Source organism: Streptomyces sp. NBC_00250 (assembly GCF_036192275.1).
Classification (GTDB): Bacteria; Actinomycetota; Actinomycetes; order Streptomycetales; family Streptomycetaceae; genus Streptomyces.
This window is the reverse complement of sequence record NZ_CP108088.1, coordinates 6,676,042-6,692,846: the sequence shown is the minus strand read 5'-3', so window position 1 is coordinate 6,692,846 and position 16,805 is coordinate 6,676,042. Positions and strand designations below refer to the sequence as shown.

At 71.0% G+C, this 16,805-nt stretch carries 14 protein-coding genes; 5 read left to right on the top strand and 9 right to left on the bottom strand.

Annotated elements, in window-relative coordinates; genetic code table 11:
• Nucleotides 1–62: 62 nt before the first annotated feature.
• From OG259_RS30295 to OG259_RS30280, 4 genes are all read left to right on the top strand, one after another.
• Nucleotides 63–749, top strand: a complete 687-nt coding sequence (locus tag OG259_RS30295) for a hypothetical protein (protein ID WP_328945137.1) — start codon at nt 63–65, stop codon at nt 747–749.
• Nucleotides 750–812: 63 nt separating this feature from the next.
• A complete protein-coding gene (locus OG259_RS30290; RefSeq protein WP_328945136.1) occupies nt 813–1,628 on the top strand; it encodes a thioredoxin domain-containing protein in 816 nt (271 codons plus the stop codon).
• A gap of 203 nt (nt 1,629–1,831) precedes the next feature.
• Nucleotides 1,832–3,481 carry an alkaline phosphatase D family protein gene (locus tag OG259_RS30285; protein ID WP_328945135.1) on the top strand — a complete coding sequence of 550 codons (1,650 nt, stop codon included), beginning with the start codon at nt 1,832–1,834 and terminating at the stop codon, nt 3,479–3,481.
• Between the two features lie 347 nt (nt 3,482–3,828).
• Nucleotides 3,829–4,806: a zinc metalloprotease gene (locus OG259_RS30280; protein ID WP_328945134.1), complete on the top strand. Its 978-nt coding sequence runs from the start codon at nt 3,829–3,831 to the stop codon at nt 4,804–4,806.
• Nucleotides 4,807–4,866: 60 nt separating this feature from the next.
• Here OG259_RS30280 and OG259_RS30275 read toward each other — a convergent pair whose 3' ends face one another.
• The 6 genes from OG259_RS30275 to OG259_RS30250 all read right to left on the bottom strand — a co-directional run bounded on the left by OG259_RS30275 (nt 4,867) and on the right by OG259_RS30250 (nt 10,255).
• A complete protein-coding gene (locus OG259_RS30275; RefSeq protein WP_266890829.1) occupies nt 4,867–5,436 on the bottom strand; it encodes a dienelactone hydrolase family protein in 570 nt (189 codons plus the stop codon).
• An 86-nt stretch (nt 5,437–5,522) separates the two neighbouring features.
• Nucleotides 5,523–7,109: a Na+/H+ antiporter gene (locus OG259_RS30270; RefSeq protein ID WP_328945133.1), complete on the bottom strand. Its 1,587-nt coding sequence runs from the start codon at nt 7,107–7,109 to the stop codon at nt 5,523–5,525.
• 129 nt (nt 7,110–7,238) lie between these two features.
• Complete coding sequence (locus tag OG259_RS30265) at nt 7,239–7,706, bottom strand: GNAT family N-acetyltransferase (protein ID WP_328945132.1); 468 nt, start codon at nt 7,704–7,706, stop codon at nt 7,239–7,241.
• On the bottom strand, nt 7,703–8,644 hold the full coding sequence (locus tag OG259_RS30260; protein WP_266890835.1) for an RluA family pseudouridine synthase: 942 nt from the start codon (nt 8,642–8,644) through the stop codon (nt 7,703–7,705). Before OG259_RS30260 ends, OG259_RS30265 begins: the two co-directional genes overlap by 4 nt.
• Nucleotides 8,645–8,717: 73 nt before the next feature.
• The gene (lspA, locus tag OG259_RS30255; protein WP_328945131.1) at nt 8,718–9,341 is read right to left on the bottom strand and encodes a signal peptidase II; all 624 of its coding nucleotides are present in this window, start codon (nt 9,339–9,341) and stop codon (nt 8,718–8,720) included.
• 80 nt (nt 9,342–9,421) lie between these two features.
• On the bottom strand, nt 9,422–10,255 hold the full coding sequence (locus OG259_RS30250; protein WP_328945130.1) for a TraR/DksA family transcriptional regulator: 834 nt from the start codon (nt 10,253–10,255) through the stop codon (nt 9,422–9,424).
• A gap of 541 nt (nt 10,256–10,796) precedes the next feature.
• On the opposite strand from OG259_RS30250, the gene ileS reads away from it, so the two are divergent.
• Complete coding sequence (gene ileS, locus OG259_RS30245; protein ID WP_328945129.1) at nt 10,797–13,940, top strand: isoleucine--tRNA ligase; 3,144 nt, start codon at nt 10,797–10,799, stop codon at nt 13,938–13,940.
• 579 nt (nt 13,941–14,519) lie between these two features.
• Here ileS and OG259_RS30240 read toward each other — a convergent pair.
• The 3 genes from OG259_RS30240 to OG259_RS30230 form a co-directional block, all read right to left on the bottom strand.
• The gene (locus OG259_RS30240) at nt 14,520–15,644 is read right to left on the bottom strand and encodes a DivIVA domain-containing protein (RefSeq protein ID WP_328945128.1); all 1,125 of its coding nucleotides are present in this window, start codon (nt 15,642–15,644) and stop codon (nt 14,520–14,522) included.
• 55 nt (nt 15,645–15,699) lie between these two features.
• Nucleotides 15,700–15,990, bottom strand: coding sequence for a YggT family protein (locus OG259_RS30235; protein ID WP_017238790.1), 291 nt, complete (start codon nt 15,988–15,990; stop codon nt 15,700–15,702).
• A gap of 81 nt (nt 15,991–16,071) precedes the next feature.
• A complete protein-coding gene (locus tag OG259_RS30230; RefSeq protein WP_266890847.1) occupies nt 16,072–16,692 on the bottom strand; it encodes a cell division protein SepF in 621 nt (206 codons plus the stop codon).
• Nucleotides 16,693–16,805 lie beyond the last annotated feature (113 nt).

The following is a 16,805-nucleotide window of genomic DNA, read 5'->3' as shown; positions in this document are numbered from 1 at the left end:
GGGGCCGTCCACAGGCTTCCTTTAAGGACGTCTTACGGACCGGCATGGGAGACTCGCCGACGATGGACATGGCAGGGACGCAGCTGAGGGCGCTGCGGGCGGCGTTCTTCACGGCACTGGTCGTGACGCTGTCCGTGGCGTCCCACGTGCTGCTCTCCCGCGTGCCGCTGCCGCTCGGGACGGTCGCCCCCGTCGCGGTCGGCGTCTTCGCCGTGGCGTACGCCCTGGCCGGCCGCGAGCGGGGCCTCGGCCCCATCGCCGGGCTCCTCGTCCCGCTGGAGCTGGCGGCCGACACGCTCTTCACCAGCGGTCAGGTGATCTGTTACGGCGCTGCCGGCGGGCCGGTCGCCGGTTCGCTGCGCGCGGTGGGTGTGGACGTGTTCTGCGGCGGCGCCGTGGGAAGCCCGCTGCCCGGAGTGGCGGCCCCCGAGAGCGGCACCGCGGCCGCATTGCTCGACTCCCCCGACCCGGCGCTGCCCTGGCTGCTGCTCCTGGCGCACGTGGGCGTCGGGCTCTTCGCGGCGGTCTGGCTGCGCGGCGGGGAGCGGGCGCTCGCCCGGCTGCTCGGCGCGGTGTCGGCCTTCGCGTTCCGGCCGCTGCTCCTGGTGGCGGCCTTCTTCCGTACCGGTGGTCCGGCGCCGCGGCGCGCCGGGCGGCCCGCGGGACGGCCCGGGGCCTCCCGCAACCGGCTCCTCACGCACTCCGTGGGACGGCGTGGACCGCCGTGCCCGAGCTTCGCTCTCGTCTGAGCAGCGCAAGCACACAGGCACGCGGTTCCCCCTTTCCTCCTCATTCCCACGGAGATCACGATCATGAGTGCACGCAACAACCAGGCCAACAAGGCTGCCGCCCGCGAGCGTCTGCGCGTCGAGCGCGAGCAGCAGGCGAAGAAGGACCGGGCGCGCCGCCAGCTCGTCGTCGGCGTCTCGGCCGTGGCCGTCCTGGCCGCCGCCGGCGGCATCGGCTACGCCGTGGTCCAGTCGAACAAGCCCTCCCAGTGGGAGGAAGCGGCGAAGGCGACCACCGTGACCGCCCCGAAGAACACCACGGGCACGAACGGCACGACCGTCGTCGTCGGCAAGTCGTCCGCGAAGAAGACCCTGGAGCTGTACGAGGACTCGCGCTGCCCGGTCTGCGCGACCTTCGAGCAGTCCGTGGGCGCCACGGTCGAGAAGGACGTCGAGGCCGGCAAGTACAAGATCAAGTACGTCGGTGCCACCTTCATCGACGACGCCGCCACGGGCGAGGGCTCGAAGAACGCCCTCTCGGCACTCGGCGCGGCCCTGAACGTGAGCCCCGACGCCTTCCTGAAGTACAAGGGAGCGCTGTACTCGGCGGACTTCCACCCCGAGGAGAACGACGACAAGTTCGCCAAGGACTCCTACCTGCTGAAGGTGGCGGACTCGGTACCGGCCCTCAAGGGCAACGCCGAGTTCAGGAAGAACGTCGAGAACGGCACGTTCGACGCCTGGGCGATGAAGATGTCGAAGGCCTTCGACGAGAGCGGCGTGACCGGCACCCCGAGCCTGAAGATGGACGGCAAGCCGGTGACGGTTGCGGGCTCCGACAACCCGCCGATGACGCCGGCCGAGTTCACCACGGCGATCGACACGGCGCTGAAGGGCTGACGGCCGGCGCACCCGCCTTTCGCCGCCCCCTGGCCCGGCCGCCCCACGGCGGCGGGTCAGGGGCCGGAGGACAGCATCCGGGGCTGGGGCACGCGCCGGGAAGGGGCTCGTACGCGGATCCGTCGCGACCTCGGGGCAAAGGTCCGACGAACTTCGGGTAATAGGCTCCCAACCCACCATACCCGCCAGTAATCTGACTGCCCGTGACCAGTCGTTTCATATCTCCTGCCCCCAGTCGGCGCACGGTCGTCAAGGCCGCCGCCGTCACCGCCGTCGCCGCGCCCGCCCTTCTCGGCGCGGCCTCCACGGCCCACGCGGCCCCCGGGGCACCCGCGTTCCTCCACGGCGTCGCCTCCGGCGACCCGCTGCCCGACGGCGTCCTGCTCTGGACGCGCGTCACCCCCACACCCGAAGCCGTGCCCGGTTCCGGCCTCGGCCCGGACCTCCAGGTCGGCTGGGAGCTCGCCGAGGACCGCGCCTTCGCGCGGGTCGTGGCCTCCGGCACGACCACCGCGAGCGCCGGTTCCGACCACACCGTGAAGGCGGACGTCCGGGGCCTGCGCCCGGCCACCGCCTACTGGTTCCGCTTCACCGCGGGCTCCACCGTCTCCCCCACCGCACGCACCCGTACGGCTCCGGCCGCCGATGCCGCCGCGCCCGGTGTCCGCTTCGGCGTGGTCTCCTGCGCCAACTGGGAGGCCGGCCACTTCTCGGCGTACCGCCACCTCGCCTCCCGCGCCGACCTGGACGCGATCCTCCACCTCGGCGACTACGTCTACGAGTACGGCAGCGGCACCTACCCCGAGGCGAAGTACACGGTCCGGCAGCACGAGCCGCGCCACGAGATCGTCTCGCTCGCCGACTACCGCACCCGGCACGGCCACTACAAGACGGACGCCGACCTCCAGGCGCTGCACGCGGCCCACCCGGTCGTCGCCATCTGGGACGACCACGAGTTCGCCAACGACGCCTGGTCGGGCGGGGCCGAGAACCACACCCCGGGCGCCGAGGGCGACTGGGCGGCCCGGGTCGCCGCGGCCAAGCAGGCCTACTTCGAGTGGATGCCGGTCCGCACCTCCACCGAGGGCACGGTCTTCCGGCGGCTGCGCTTCGGCAAGCTGGCCGATCTGCACCTGCTCGACCTGCGCTCCTTCCGCTCCGCCCCGGCGAAGACGGGCAGCGGGTCGGTCGACGACCCGGAACGGAGCATCGCGGGCCGCGCCCAGCTCGACTGGCTCAAGTCCGGGCTCGCGGGCTCGGACGCGACCTGGCAGCTGGTCGGCACCTCGGTGATGATCTCGCCGGTCGCCTTCGGGGCCCTGCCCGCCCACCTCCTGGAGCCGCTCGCCGAGTTGATGGGCCTGCCGAAGGAGGGGCTCGCGGTCAACGTCGACCAGTGGGACGGGTACACGGACGACCGCAAGGAGCTGCTCGCGCACCTCACCTCGCGGGCGATCCGCAACACGGTCTTCCTGACCGGCGACATCCACATGGCCTGGGCCAACGACGTGCCGGTGAAGGCGGCCACGTATCCGTTCTCGGCGTCCGCCGCGACCGAGTTCGTGGTCACCTCGGTGACCTCGGACAACCTGGACGACATGCTGCACGTGGCCCCGGGGACGCTCTCGGTGGTGGCCGCCGGAGCCGTCAAGGCCGCCAACCGGCATGTGAAGTGGGTGGACATGGACCACCACGGCTACGGGGTGCTGGACGTGACCGCCGAGCGCTCGCAGATGGACTACTACACGGTCTCCGACAAGGCGGACCCGGACGCGACGACGGCCTGGGCGCGCTCCTACCGGACGCTGAGCGGAACGCAGCGTGTCGAGCGGGTGTACCAGCCGGTTCGCTGAAAGTTCCCCCGTGACACCGCGATGACGCCCTAACGGCGATTTTCAGCCATGATCCCTTCTGTTAACGGGAGATCACATCGCTACGGCGGGTGGCCGGTTTTGGAGATCGAATCCGGACACACCACCCGCCTCTGTCACCTCGCCTGTTACGTCGGCGTCTCAAACTCCGGAAACGGCACAAGAATTTCTTCCCGATGACCCGAATTGCCCCACGAATGATTGGGCTTGATCACTCCTCAACAGTGGCTGACATGGACGCGTAATCTCCCCGGCGTGGCGGAGGAAGTTCCTCCCCCCACCCCCCACGAGGAGTCACCATGCGTGCTCTTGCCCGTATATCCCCGCGTATGTCACGTCGGATGCTCGGTACGGCCGTCATGGCCGGAACCCTGGCCCTGGCCCCCCTCTCCGCCCCGGTCGCGAGCGGAACCACCACCGCCACCCTGGCCGGCGCCTCCGTCGAGGAGTGCGCGGACGACGCCGGCGCCCTCTCCGGCGCCCGCAAGGCGCGCGGCGCCGGCGGCCACGCCGCCGAGCCGAACGAGGTCACCGCCGCCAAGGCCGCGGCCATGGACGCCGACTTCAAGAAGAAGCTGTCCGCGGCCCGTTCCGAGGCCCGCCTCGGCGCCTCCGCCGGCAGAGCCGCCGCGGTGGTGAACATCCCGGTCTACTTCCACGTCATCCACTCCGGTACGACGGGCAAGCTCTCCGCGGCCGCGATCACCAGCCAGATGAACGTCCTGAACGCGGCCTACGCGGGCCAGGGCACCGGCAACGTGAACTCCAACTTCCAGTTCACGCTCGCCGCGACCGACTACACGGACAACGCGTCCTGGTACAACCTGTCCTCCGGCTCCACCGCCGAGAAGCAGATGAAGCAGACCCTCCGCAAGGGCGGCGCGGGCGCGCTGAACTTCTACACGGCCAACCTGGGCGGCGGCCTCCTCGGCTGGGCGACCTTCCCGTCCTCGTACGCCTCGAACCCGTCCATGGACGGTGTCGTCGTCCTCGACGCCTCGCTCCCGGGCGGCTCCGCGGCCAACTACAACCAGGGCGACACCGCGACCCACGAGGTCGGCCACTGGATGGGCCTCTACCACACCTTCCAGGGCGGCTGCAGCGGCAGCGGTGACGGCGTGGCCGACACCCCCGCCGAGAAGAGCCCCGCCTACGAGTGCCCGACCGGCCGTGACACCTGCACCAACAAGGCCGGTGTGGACCCGATCCACAACTTCATGGACTACACGTACGACGCCTGCATGTACCAGTTCACTTCCGGCCAGGTGACCCGGATGAACGACTACTGGACGGCGTACCGCGGCTGACGGAACGTCTCGGACACAGGTGTGGCCCCCGGGGAACTCCCCGGGGGCCACACCCCGTTCCTACAGCCCCTCGACGAAGCCCAGCGCCACCGACCAGGTCCGCTCGGCCGCCTCCTCGTCCCAGTCGGGCAGCTCCGGGTCCGTGTACACGTGCCCCGCGCCCGGGTAGCGGTAGATCTCCACGTCCGCCCCGGCCTTGCGCATCTGGAGGTACCAGGAGGACAGCCAGTCGTGCGTCTCGAACGGGTCGGGATCGGCCACGTGCAGCTGCACCGGCAGCTCGTCCACCGAGGCCGTCTCCGCGAGGTCCGAGGTGCCGTGGAAGAGCAGCAGCCCGCGCGCCTTCTCGTCCCCGAGCGCCAGCGTCTGCGCGATCGAGGCCCCGAGGGAGAGACCCATGTAGACCAGGCCGCGCTCGGAGTACGGGGCGGCGGCGAGCACCGCCCGCTTCAGCAGCTCGTCCTTGCCGATCTCGTCCCGGAGCGCCACACCCTCCTCGACCGTCCCGACCGTCCGGCCCCCGTAGAGGTCCGGGGTCCAGACCTGGTGCCCGGCGGCACGGAGCCGCTCGGCAGCGGCCTCGACGGAAGGGGTCAGCCCGTAGGCCGAGTGGAAGAGCATGATGTCCATGCGTCCCATCCTGCCACCCGGCCCACTTGACTCCGGCCCCACCGCCCGCCGGGTCGACCGCCTCCCCATCTGACGCCGCCCGCCCCTCACCGCATGCTGCGCACGTCCAGATGCCGCAGCACCCGGTCCACCACCTCCGGATCGGCGCCCGGCTCGCTGCGGGCCGAGAGCACCTCGTGCCGGGCGGCCGACATCAGCTCCCGCTGGATCCGCTGCACCGCCTTGAACCGCTTCGTCCGCTCGACGAACGCGGCCCGCCGCTCCTCGTCGACCATGTCCGGACTGATCCGCGCCCCGATGTCGTACGCCCCGCGCAGCAGCCGCTCCTGGACCTCCTCGGGCAGCTCCTCGACCTCCTCGATCTCCTTGAGCCTGCGCCTGGCGGCCTTCGCGGCGCGGATGGCGAGATCCCGTTCAAGGGCCCGCTCGGCGTCCGCGTCGGCCCGCACGCCGAGCCGCTTCACCAGCCAGGGCAGGGTGAGGCCCTGGACGACGAGAGTGGCGATGATCACGCAGAAGGCGATGAAGACGATCTCGTCGCGGCCGGGGAAGGGCGAGCCGTCGTCGGTCCGGAGCGGGATGGCGAGCGCGAGCGCCACCGAGGCCACGCCGCGCATCCCCGCCCACCACATGACGATGGTCTCCCGCCAGCTCGTCGGGATCTCCTCGTCGACGTCCCGGCGGGTGTGCAGCCGTTTCGCGAGCCAGGTGGCCGGCAGCAGCCACAGCAGCCGGACGCCGACGACCACCCCGACGACGGCGGCGCCCCAGTCGAGCATCTGCCAGCCGCGCCCCTCCGCCACCCCGAAGACATGCACGAGTTCGAGGCCGATGAGACCGAAGGCGATGCCGGTGACGAGGGTGTCGACGATCTGCCAGAAGGTCTGACCGGCGAGACGGCCCATGACGTCGTCGGCGTCGGCCGCGTGCTCGGCGAGGAAGAGGGCCGTGACCAGGACGGCGAGGACGCCCGAGCCGTGCAGCTCCTCGGCGAGGACGTAGCTCACGAAGGGCACGAGGAGGGTGAGGCCGGTCTGCAGGGTGGCGTCGCTCAGGAACCCGATGAGCTTGTTGGCGAACCAGCCGAGCGCCAGGCCGAGGACCAGGGCGACCACGGCGGAGAGGAAGAGCTGGCCGACCGCCTCGGGCCAGGAGAAGGAGCCGCTGACGGCCGCGGCGATGGCCACGTGGTAGAGCACGATCGCGGTCACGTCGTTGAAGAGTCCCTCGCCCTCCAGGATCGACACGAGCCGCCGCGGCAGCCCGAGCGAGCCGGCGACGGCGGTCGCCGCGACCGGGTCGGGCGGTGCGACGAGGGCACCGAGCGCGATCGCCGCGGCCAGCGGAAGTCCGGGCACGAGCGCGTGCGCGACCGCGCCCACGGCGGCCGTGGTGACGAACACCAGGGCGACCGCGAGCAGGAAGATCGGCCGCTTGTTGGCCGCGAACTGACGCCAGGAGGTGCGCTGCACGGACGCGTAGAGGAGCGGCGGCAGCACCAGCGGGAGGATGAGCTCCGGCGGGACCTCGACGTTCGGCACGAACGGCAGGAGGGCCAGCGCGATCCCGATGAGGGTCATCAGGACGGGCGCGGGCAGTCCGAGCCGGTCACCGAGGGGGACGGTGAGCAGGGCGCCGAGCAGCAGCAAGAACAACAGGGCCAATTGATCCACGGCCACACCCTGCCACGTATGTCCGTTTTAACAGCGACTGCCCCCTGTGTGCACCGGCGCGCGGCGGGTGCTACGGGGGGCAGGCGGGTGCTACAGGGGGTAGGGGACGCCGTCGGTGGCGCGGAGGTCCTACAGCGAGCGCCTCATCGCCCGGTGCGGCATGTCCGCGTCCGGGAACTCGGGGCCGTACGCCTCGTAGCCGAGTCGCTCGTAGAAGCCGAGCGCGTGGGTCTGCGCGTGCAGGTCGACGGCGGTCAGACCGCGCTCGCGCGCCACGTCCTCGATGCCCCGCACGAGCGCCGCGCCGACACCGAGCCCGCGCGCGGCCTCGGAGACCGCGAGCCGGCCGAGCGAGCCCACCGAGACGTCGGCGCCGGTCTTGCCGACCGCGTCCGCCCCGAAGAGAAGCCGGCCGGTGCCCAGCGGCAGCCCGTCCTCGCGCACCGCGAGCACGTGCACGGCGGTCGCGTCGTACGTGTCGTACTCCAGCTCCTGCGGAACGCCCTGCTCCACCACGAAGACCTCGCGGCGGACCGCGAAGCAGGCCTCGCGGTCCTCGGGGCCCAGCGCCTCACGGACGCTGTACGCGGCGGTCACTGGCTCTCCGCCGCGATCCGGTCCAGGGCCTTCTGGAGGTCCTCGGGGTAGGTGCTGGCGAACTCGACCCAGGAGCCGTCGCCCGGGTGCTCGAAGCCGAGGCGGACGGCGTGCAGCCACTGCCGGGTCAGGCCGAGACGCTTGGCGATCGTCGGGTCGGCGCCGTAGGTGAGGTCGCCGACGCAGGGGTGGCGGTGGGCGGACATGTGCACCCGGATCTGGTGGGTGCGGCCCGTCTCCAGCTTGATGTCGAGCAGCGAGGCCGAGCGGTACGCCTCGATGAGGTCGTAGTGCGTGACGGAGGCCTTGCCGTCGGCGGTGACCGCCCACTTGTAGTCGTGGTTCGGGTGCCGGCCGATGGGGGCGTCGATGGTGCCGCTCATCGGGTCGGGGTGGCCCTGCACCAGCGCGTGGTAGCGCTTGTCGACCACGCGCTCCTTGAACTGGCGCTTGAGCGAGGTGTACGCGTACTCCGACTTGGCGACCACCATCAGACCGGAGGTGCCGACGTCGAGGCGGTGCACGATGCCCTGACGCTCGGCGGCGCCGGAGGTGGAGATGCGGTACCCGGCGGCGGCGAGGCCGCCGATGACCGTGGTGCCGGTCCAGCCGGGGCTGGGGTGCGCGGCGACACCGATCGGCTTCATGATCACGACGATGTCGTCGTCGTCATGGATGATCTCCATGCCCTCGACGGGCTCGGCGACGATCTGCACGGGCGCGGCCGCGCCCGGCATCTCGACCTCGAGCCACGCGCCGCCGCTCACCCGCTCGGACTTGCCGACGACGGAGCCGTCGACCTGGACCTTCCCTGCGGCGGCCAGCTCGGCCGCCTTCGTACGGGAGAACCCGAACATACGGGCGATGGCGGCGTCGACGCGCTCGCCCTCCAGGCCATCGGGAACGGGCAGCGTGCGGATCTCGGGACTCGTACTCACTCGTCGAGTATGCCTTGCCCGGGAGGTACTCCGTCCGGGCAAGGCTTCCGGCGAGATCCGGCCCGCCCGGGATTCAGTCCTTGTGGACGGTGCCGTCGGGGTCCAGGCCCCGGAACGACAGGATCACGATGAGGATGCCGCCGCAGACGATCGCCGAGTCGGCCAGGTTGAAGACGGCGAAGTGCGCGGGGGCGATGAAGTCGACGACCGCGCCCTCGAAGACGCCCGGCGAGCGGAAGATCCGGTCGGTGAGGTTGCCCAGCGCACCGCCGAGCAGCAGCCCGAGCGCGATGGCCCAGGGCAGGCTGTAGAGCTTCCGCGCCAGCCGGATGATCACGACGATCACGGCGGCGGCGATGCAGGTGAAGATGATCGTGAAGGCCTCGCCCATGCCGAACGCCGCACCCGGGTTCCGGATGGCGTCGAAGCGCAGCAGATCGCCGATCACCTCGATCGGCTCGTGGCCCTCCAGCTTGGCGACCACGAGCATCTTGCTGCCCAGGTCGAGCAGGTAGGCGAGGACGGCCACGACGAACAGGGCGACGATCCTGCGCCTGCCCCGGGGCCGCTCCTCGGGAGCGGCCGTACCGTCGTCGGGCGCGGCCGACCCGTCGGCGGCCACCGTCTCGTCGGAGGCGGCCGGCTCCTCGGCCCCTGCTGAATCCGGCGTACCGATGATGCGCTCCGCCTCTGCCACGTGAGTGAATCCCTCGACCTCGATGCCTGACCGTGCCCCGAGGGTACGGCACAGGCGTACGAGACCGGCAGCCGAGATCGTCAGCCGCGCCGCTCCTGTCGCTGCTTGTCCTCGACGCAGAGCGTGGCCCGCGGGAAGGCCTGCATCCGCGCCTTGCCGATCGGCTTCCCGCACACCTCACAGAGGCCGTACGTGCCCGCGTCGAGCCGTTCCAGGGCGTGCTCGGTCTGTTCCAGCATCTCCCGGGCGTTGGCCGCGAGGGCCAGCTCGTGCTCGCGCGTGATGTTCTTGGTGCCGGTGTCGGCCTGGTCGTCCCCGGCGCCGTCGCCCGAGTCCCGCATGAGGCCGGTGAGCTCCTCCTGGGAGTGCGCCAGCTCGCTGCGGAGCCGCAGCACCTCGGACTGGAGCTCGTTACGGGCCTCGGTGACCTCGGCCGGGGTCCAGGGATCCTCGCCGGGACGCACCGCGAGCTCGCCGGTACGGGCGGGAGGCACGGCGGCCTCGTCCCCGGCGGTCGTGACGCCACCCGCGGTCTTCTTCGCTGCCACCGTCCTGGCTCCTGTCTGCTTCTTCGCGGCGGGCGCCTTCTTGGCGGCCGCCTTCTTCGCCACTGCCTTCTTGGCGGGCGTCTTCCCGGCGGCGGCCTTCGGGGCGACCGTTTCCCCCGCGTCCGGCTCCGCGGCGACCGATGTGCCGGCGACCGCCTTCTTCCCAGCGGTCTTCTTCACGGCGGCCTTCTTCGCGACGGTCTTCTCGGCGGGGGTCTTCTTCAGGGGGGTCTTCGCGACCGTGTGATGGTCGACCGGCTTCCCGGCGACCGTCGTCTTCTTCCCGGCCACGTCCTTGGCGACCTCGGCCGAACCGGTGGAACCGGCGGCCGAGGTCCTCTTCGCGGCGGTCTTCTTCGCCACCATGTCGCGGCCCCTTCACATTTTGTGATCTTGCTCGCGAATCGTGCTGGGACGATAAATCGGCCCAAGGCCCGCGGCAACGGGGCACGCCGCCGTTCCCACCCGCCCCCGCACCCCTCGGGGCAGGCCTGCCTCCGTTGTGCCCAGCTCCCCGCCGGGTAATCGCTCCCGCCCCTCCCCCACATGGCCGCACACCAAGTCCGGACCGCCCCGTATGGCCATTCGGGTCACGGGAAAACCGGTCTGCCACCCCGCCCCGGGCCCCGTACACTGGGCCTAGCGAAAGGCTTGGATGGGGACGAGTAGCGTCGTACGCAGCCATGAGCGACCCGGGGACGGTGAGAGCCCGGGGGCGAGCCCGATGTGAAGCATCACCCCGGAGCCGTCGGAAGAAAGCCGCAGGACACTGCGGCGACTAGACCCGGCGTCGCGACCCCAATGAGGGGGCTCAGGGCATGTGTGCCCGGGGCCAAGGAGGGTGGTACCGCGGGAGCAGCGCTCTCGTCCCTCCGACGGAACGACGACAGTCCGCCGGAGGAACTCGATGACACCGCCGCAGTACCGCCAGGTGCCCGCCCAGGTAGACCTGCCCGCGATGGAGCACGCCGTGCTCGATTTCTGGCACGAGAACAAGGTCTTCGCCAAGACCCTCGAACAGTCCGAGGGACGCCCCGAGTGGGTGTTCTACGAGGGCCCGCCGACCGCCAACGGCATGCCGGGCGCGCACCACATCGAGGCCCGCGTCTTCAAGGACGTCTTCCCCCGCTTCCGGACCATGCGCGGCTACCACGTGGCCCGCAAGGCCGGCTGGGACTGCCACGGCCTGCCGGTCGAGCTCGCCGTCGAGAAGGAGCTCGGCTTCTCCGGCAAGAAGGACATCGAGGAATACGGCATCGCCGCGTTCAACGACAAGTGCCGCGAGTCCGTGACCCGGCACACCGACGCGTTCGCCGACCTGACGACCCGCATGGGCTACTGGGTCGACCTGGACGACGCGTACCGGACGATGGACCCCTCGTACATCGAGTCGGTCTGGTGGTCCCTGAAGCAGATCTTCGACAAGGACCTGCTGGTCCAGGACCACCGCGTCGCCCCCTGGTGCCCCCGCTGCGGCACCGGCCTCTCCGACCACGAGCTGGCGCAGGGCTACGAGACGGTCGTCGACCCCTCGGTGTACGTCCGCTTCCCGCTGACCTCCGGCCCGCTGGCCGGCAAGGCCGCGCTCCTGGTCTGGACGACCACCCCGTGGACCCTGGTGTCCAACACGGCGGTCGCCGCCCACCCCGAGGTCACCTACGTCGTCGCCACCGACGGCGACGAGCGGGTCGTCGTCGCCCAGCCGCTGGTCGAGAAGGCGCTCGGCGAGGGCTGGGTCACCACGGGCGAGTCCTTCACGGGCGCGGAGATGGAGCGCTGGACCTACCAGCGCCCCTTCGAACTGGTGGAGTTCCCCGAGCCGGCGCACTACGTCGTCAACGCCGAGTACGTGACGACCGAGGACGGTACGGGTCTGGTCCACCAGTCCCCCGCCTTCGGTGAGGACGACCTCAAGGTCTGCAAGGCGTACGGCCTGCCGGTCGTGAACCCGGTCCGCCCCGACGGCACCTTCGAGGAGGACGTGCCGCTGGTCGGCGGCGTCTTCTTCAAGAAGGCCGACGAGGCGCTCACCGCCGACCTGGACGCCCGCGGGCTGCTCTTCCGGCACATCGCGTACGAGCACAGCTACCCGCACTGCTGGCGCTGCCACACGGCGCTGCTGTACTACGCGCAGCCGTCCTGGTACATCCGCACGACGGCGGTCAAGGACCGCATGCTGGCGGAGAACGAGCGGACGAACTGGTTCCCGGAGTCGGTCAAGCACGGCCGCTTCGGCGACTGGCTCACCAACAACGTCGACTGGGCGCTCTCCCGGAACCGCTACTGGGGCACCCCGCTGCCGATCTGGCGCTGCGAGGAGGGCCACCTGACGTGCGTGGGCTCGCGCGCCGAGCTGACCGAGCTGACGGGCACGGACCAGTCGGAGCTCGACCCGCACCGCCCGTACATCGACGCGGTGACGTTCGAGTGCACCGCCGAGGGCTGCTCCCTGGAGGCCACCCGCGTCCCGGAGGTCATCGACGCCTGGTACGACTCGGGCTCGATGCCGTTCGCGCAGTACGGCTACCCGTACGAGAACAAGGAACTCTTCGAGTCCCGCTACCCGGCGCAGTTCATCTCCGAGGCCATCGACCAGACGCGCGGCTGGTTCTACACCCTCATGGCCGTCGGCACGCTGGTCTTCGACAAGTCGTCCTACGAGAACGTGGTCTGCCTGGGCCACATCCTCGCCGAGGACGGCCGCAAGATGTCCAAGCACCTGGGGAACACCCTCCAGCCGATCCCGCTGATGGACCAGCACGGCGCCGACGCGGTCCGCTGGTTCATGGCGGCCGGCGGCTCGCCGTGGGCGGCACGCCGGGTGGGCCACGGCACGATCCAGGAGGTCGTCCGCAAGACCCTCCTGACGTACTGGAACACGGTGGCCTTCCAGGCGCTGTACGCCCGTACCTCGGGCTGGGCGCCGAGCGCGGCGGACCCGGCCCCGGCCGACCGCCCGGTCCTCGACAAGTGGCTCCTCTCCGAGCTGCACACGCTGGTGGCCGACGTCACCGAGGCGATGGAGTCGTACGACACGCAGCGGGCCGGCAAGCGGCTCTCGTCGTTCGTCGACGACCTGTCGAACTGGTACGTACGCCGCTCGCGCCGCCGCTTCTGGCAGGGCGACAAGGCGGCCCTGCGCACCCTCCACGACGTGGTCGAGACGATCACGCGCCTGATGGCCCCGCTGACCCCCTTCATCACGGAGCGGGTCTGGCAGGACCTGGTGGTCCCGGTGACGCCGGACGCCCCGGAGTCGGTCCACCTGACGACGTGGCCGGAGGCGGACACGACGGCGATCGACAAGACGCTCTCGGAGCAGATGCTGCTGGTCCGGCGCCTGGTGGAGCTGGGCCGGGCGACGCGCGCGGAGTCGGGCGTGAAGACCCGCCAGCCGCTCTCCCGGGCCCTGGTGGCGGCGACGGGCTTCGCGGCCCTCTCCCCGGAGCTCCAGGCCCAGATCACGGAGGAGCTGAACGTCTCCTCCCTGGCGTCCCTGTCGGAGGTCGGCGGCTCCCTCGTCGACACCACCGCGAAGGCCAACTTCCGCTCCCTGGGCAAGCGCTTCGGCAAGGGCGTCCAGGACGTGGCGAAGGCGGTCGCGGCGGCGGACGCGGCGGCGCTGTCCCTGGCGCTCCGGTCCGGCGAGGCGACCCTCTCGGTGAACGGCGAGGACATCACCGTCACCCCCGAGGAGGTCATCATCACGGAGACCCCCCGGGAAGGCTGGTCGGTCGCCTCGGACGCGGGCGCGACGGTCGCCCTGGACCTGGAGATCACCCCGGAGCTCCGCAAGGCGGGCCTGGCCCGTGACGCGATCCGCCTGATCCAGGAGGCCCGCAAGAACAGCGGCCTGGACGTGGCGGACCGCATCGCCCTCCGCTGGCAGGCGGACTCCCCGGAGACGGTGGAGGCCCTGACGGCCCACGCGGCCCTGATCGCGGACGAGGTCCTGGCGACGGACCACGCCCAGGGCGAGGCGGACGACACGTACGGGACCCCGTTCACGGACGAGTCCCTGAACCTGACGTTCCGCCTCCGCAAGGCCTGACCAGCAGACAAAAGGGCCCGGCACCGACACGGTGCCGGGCCCTTCGCCATCCCCCACCGCCCCCACCTCGCGCCGGGCTCACGCCAGCGCCCCGCAGGGGCGGAACCCACCCGCACCTGCCGCCACGCCCCGTCGTGGGCGACTGTCCCGCTGGGCCGGAGCCCACCCCCGCCTCTCCCGTTGTGGGCATTCGTTCCTCCCCCAGACTCCGTCCGGGGGGACCCCCAGGGGCGGAACGGGTGGGCACAACGGACGGCGCACCTTGCCGGGCCCAGGCTTCCGCGCCCGGACCCGCACCCCAGGTGCGGTGCACAAGCGGGTGCGGGCCAGGGCACAAGGGGCGGAGGCGCCGCCAGAGCGCGCCGTCCCGTGTGCCCACCCGTCCCGCCCCAGCGGGACGATTGCCCACACCGAGGTGGCGGCGGGCGCGGCCCGCGAGGGCGGGCAGGGCGTAGGAGTAATGCCCAGGCGTCGGTAGGTGGCGTTCCGGGCACGGCAAAGGGCCGGGCCCCCGGAAATCCGGGGGCCCGGCCCTTCAGCCTGCCGACGGCTACGCGCTCATCGCGCGACCTCGCGCCGTCAGTTGTCGTCCTCGTCGATCAGGAAGCCACGCATCGGCGCCGGCGCCTGCTGCATCGGCTGCGGTGCCTGCGGGCGGACCGGAGCCATCGGCTGGGTCATCGCCGGGGACATCTGCTGCTGGCCGCCGTAGGAGGGGGCGCCGCCCATGGACGGTGCACCACCCATCGCGCCGTTGCCGCCGTAGGACGGCGCACCGGCGCCGGCCGAGGCCATCGACGGGGCCGGCGGCAGCGAGGCCGTGGCCGGGGTGCGCGGCGGGGCGAGCGAGTCGTCGGCCTGGGTCTCCAGCTGACGCAGCTGCGACTCCAGGTACGACTTCAGACGCGTGCGGTACTCGCGCTCGAAGCCGCGCAGGTCCTCGACCTTGCGCTCCAGCGTGGCGCGGGCGGACTCCAGGGAGCCCATCGCGACGCGGTGCTTCTCCTGCGCGTCCCGCTCAAGAGCGTCCGCCTTGGCGCGGGCGTCCCGCTCCAGGCCCTCGGCACGCGAGCGCGCCTCGCCGACGATCTTGTTGGCCTCGGAGCGGGCCTCGGCGATCGCCTGGTCGGCGGTCTGCTGGGCCAGCGAGAGGACACGCGCGGCACTGTCGCCACCGGGACCCTGGGCAGGCTGCTGCTGCATCTGCGGCGGCATCTGCTGCTGCATCTGCTGCTGCGGGTGACCCATGGGGCCGCCCTGCATCGGGCCGCCCTGCATCGGGCCACCCTGCATCGGGCCGCCCTGCATCGGGCCGCCCTGCATCGGGCCGCCCTGCATGGGGCCGCCCTGCATCGGGCCGGCGGGCAGCTGCGGGGCACCGGACGGAAGCTGCGGCGGGCCCATCTGCGGCGGCTGCTGCTGGACCGGCGGTCCGGATATGGCGGCGGGCACGGGCGCGCCGGGACCGACGGGACGATCCTGCTGCTCCGGGGGCTTGCGCATCCCCTGCTGCTGCTGGTTCTGCGCGGCGGCACGCGTCGCGGCGGCCAGCTTGGCGCGCAGGTCCTCGTTCTCGCGGAGCAGGCGGGTCAGCTCGGCCTCGACCTCGTCGAGGAAGGCATCGACCTCGTCCTCGTCATAGCCTTCTCGGAGGCGGACGGTCGTGAACTGCTTGTTCCGCACGTCCTCGGGGGTCAGCGGCATCTCTTCTTCACCTCTACGTAGTCGTCGGCAGTCGGCAAGACCGTATCGTCCACATTCACCTCGCGAAGCTGCTCACGATGGAGATCAGGATGTAGACAATGATCATCAGAACGAAGAAGGACAGGTCGAGTGCCACGCCCCCGAGACGCAGCGGCGGGATGAGTCGCCGCAGAAGCTTGAGCGGTGGATCGGTGACAGTGTAGGTGGCCTCAAGGACGACCACCATCGCCTTACCGGGTTGCCATGAACGGGCGAACTGGAAGACGTAGTCCATGACAAGTCGGACGATCAGGAGGACGAGGAAGCACATCAGCACGATGTAGACCACCTGTAGTGCGACGCCCATCCCGCGTTTCCCTCTCCCCTGACTTACGTGCTCTCACTTGTTCCGGCCGCTTCGCGACCGGTCCGTCCGGTTCTCGTGTTCTCAGCTCTGGTTGAAGAATCCGCCCTCTGCGATCCGGGCCTTGTCCTCCGCCGTGACATCGACGTTAGCAGGCGACAACAGGAACACCTTCTGCGTCACGCGCTCAATGCTGCCATGGAGCCCGAAGACGAGTCCGGCGGCAAAGTCGACAAGTCGCTTCGCGTCCGTGTCGTCCATCTCCGTGAGATTCATGATCACCGGGGTGCCCTCACGGAAGTGTTCCCCGATGGTACGGGCTTCGTTGTAGGTCCGGGGGTGCAGCGTGGTGATGCGGTAGGGCTCCCGCTCGGACACGACCTTGGGCATGATCACCGGTGCGTTCTTCTCCATGCTCGGGCGTTCGGGTGTGATGGATGCCACGGGGGCAATTCGGGCCGGACGTCCGCTTTCGGCGAGTACCGGGACAGAATGGGGCATCGGTTCACGGGGGGCCGGAGGCTGCACCACTCGCACCGGTTCCTCACGCTCGATCTGCCGCGGAGGGGTGTGGCGCCGGTCGCGCTCGGGCTCCGGCTCCAGCTCGGGTTCGAAGTCGTCGTCGGGGTCGAAGCCCCGGCCGTCGTACCCATCGTCCTCCACGAGGCCGAGGTAGACCGCCATCTTGCGCATCGCGCCGGCCATTCTCTGAGTCCTCCGCTCTGTGGTGGATCGCCATACTGGCCAAATGTCGCAGCGTCACCAAGTGCCCGCGATCCACGGGCCATCCCGCCGTTCTGCGGAATGACCATATTTTC

Excerpts from the sequence above, each read along its gene's own strand:
- OG259_RS30295 (WP_328945137.1), top strand. The coding sequence starts at position 63 with ATGGACATGGCAGGGACGCAGCTGAGGGCGCTGCGGGCGGCGTTCTTC.
- OG259_RS30290 (WP_328945136.1), top strand. The coding sequence starts at position 813 with ATGAGTGCACGCAACAACCAGGCCAACAAGGCTGCCGCCCGCGAGCGT.
- OG259_RS30280 (WP_328945134.1), top strand. The coding sequence starts at position 3,829 with ATGTCACGTCGGATGCTCGGTACGGCCGTCATGGCCGGAACCCTGGCC.
- OG259_RS30275 (WP_266890829.1), bottom strand. The coding sequence starts at position 5,436 with ATGGACATCATGCTCTTCCACTCGGCCTACGGGCTGACCCCTTCCGTC.
- OG259_RS30250 (WP_328945130.1), bottom strand. The coding sequence starts at position 10,255 with ATGGTGGCGAAGAAGACCGCCGCGAAGAGGACCTCGGCCGCCGGTTCC.
- ileS (WP_328945129.1), top strand. The coding sequence starts at position 10,797 with ATGACACCGCCGCAGTACCGCCAGGTGCCCGCCCAGGTAGACCTGCCC.
- OG259_RS30240 (WP_328945128.1), bottom strand. The coding sequence starts at position 15,644 with ATGCCGCTGACCCCCGAGGACGTGCGGAACAAGCAGTTCACGACCGTC.
- OG259_RS30235 (WP_017238790.1), bottom strand. The coding sequence starts at position 15,990 with ATGGGCGTCGCACTACAGGTGGTCTACATCGTGCTGATGTGCTTCCTC.
- OG259_RS30230 (WP_266890847.1), bottom strand. The coding sequence starts at position 16,692 with ATGGCCGGCGCGATGCGCAAGATGGCGGTCTACCTCGGCCTCGTGGAG.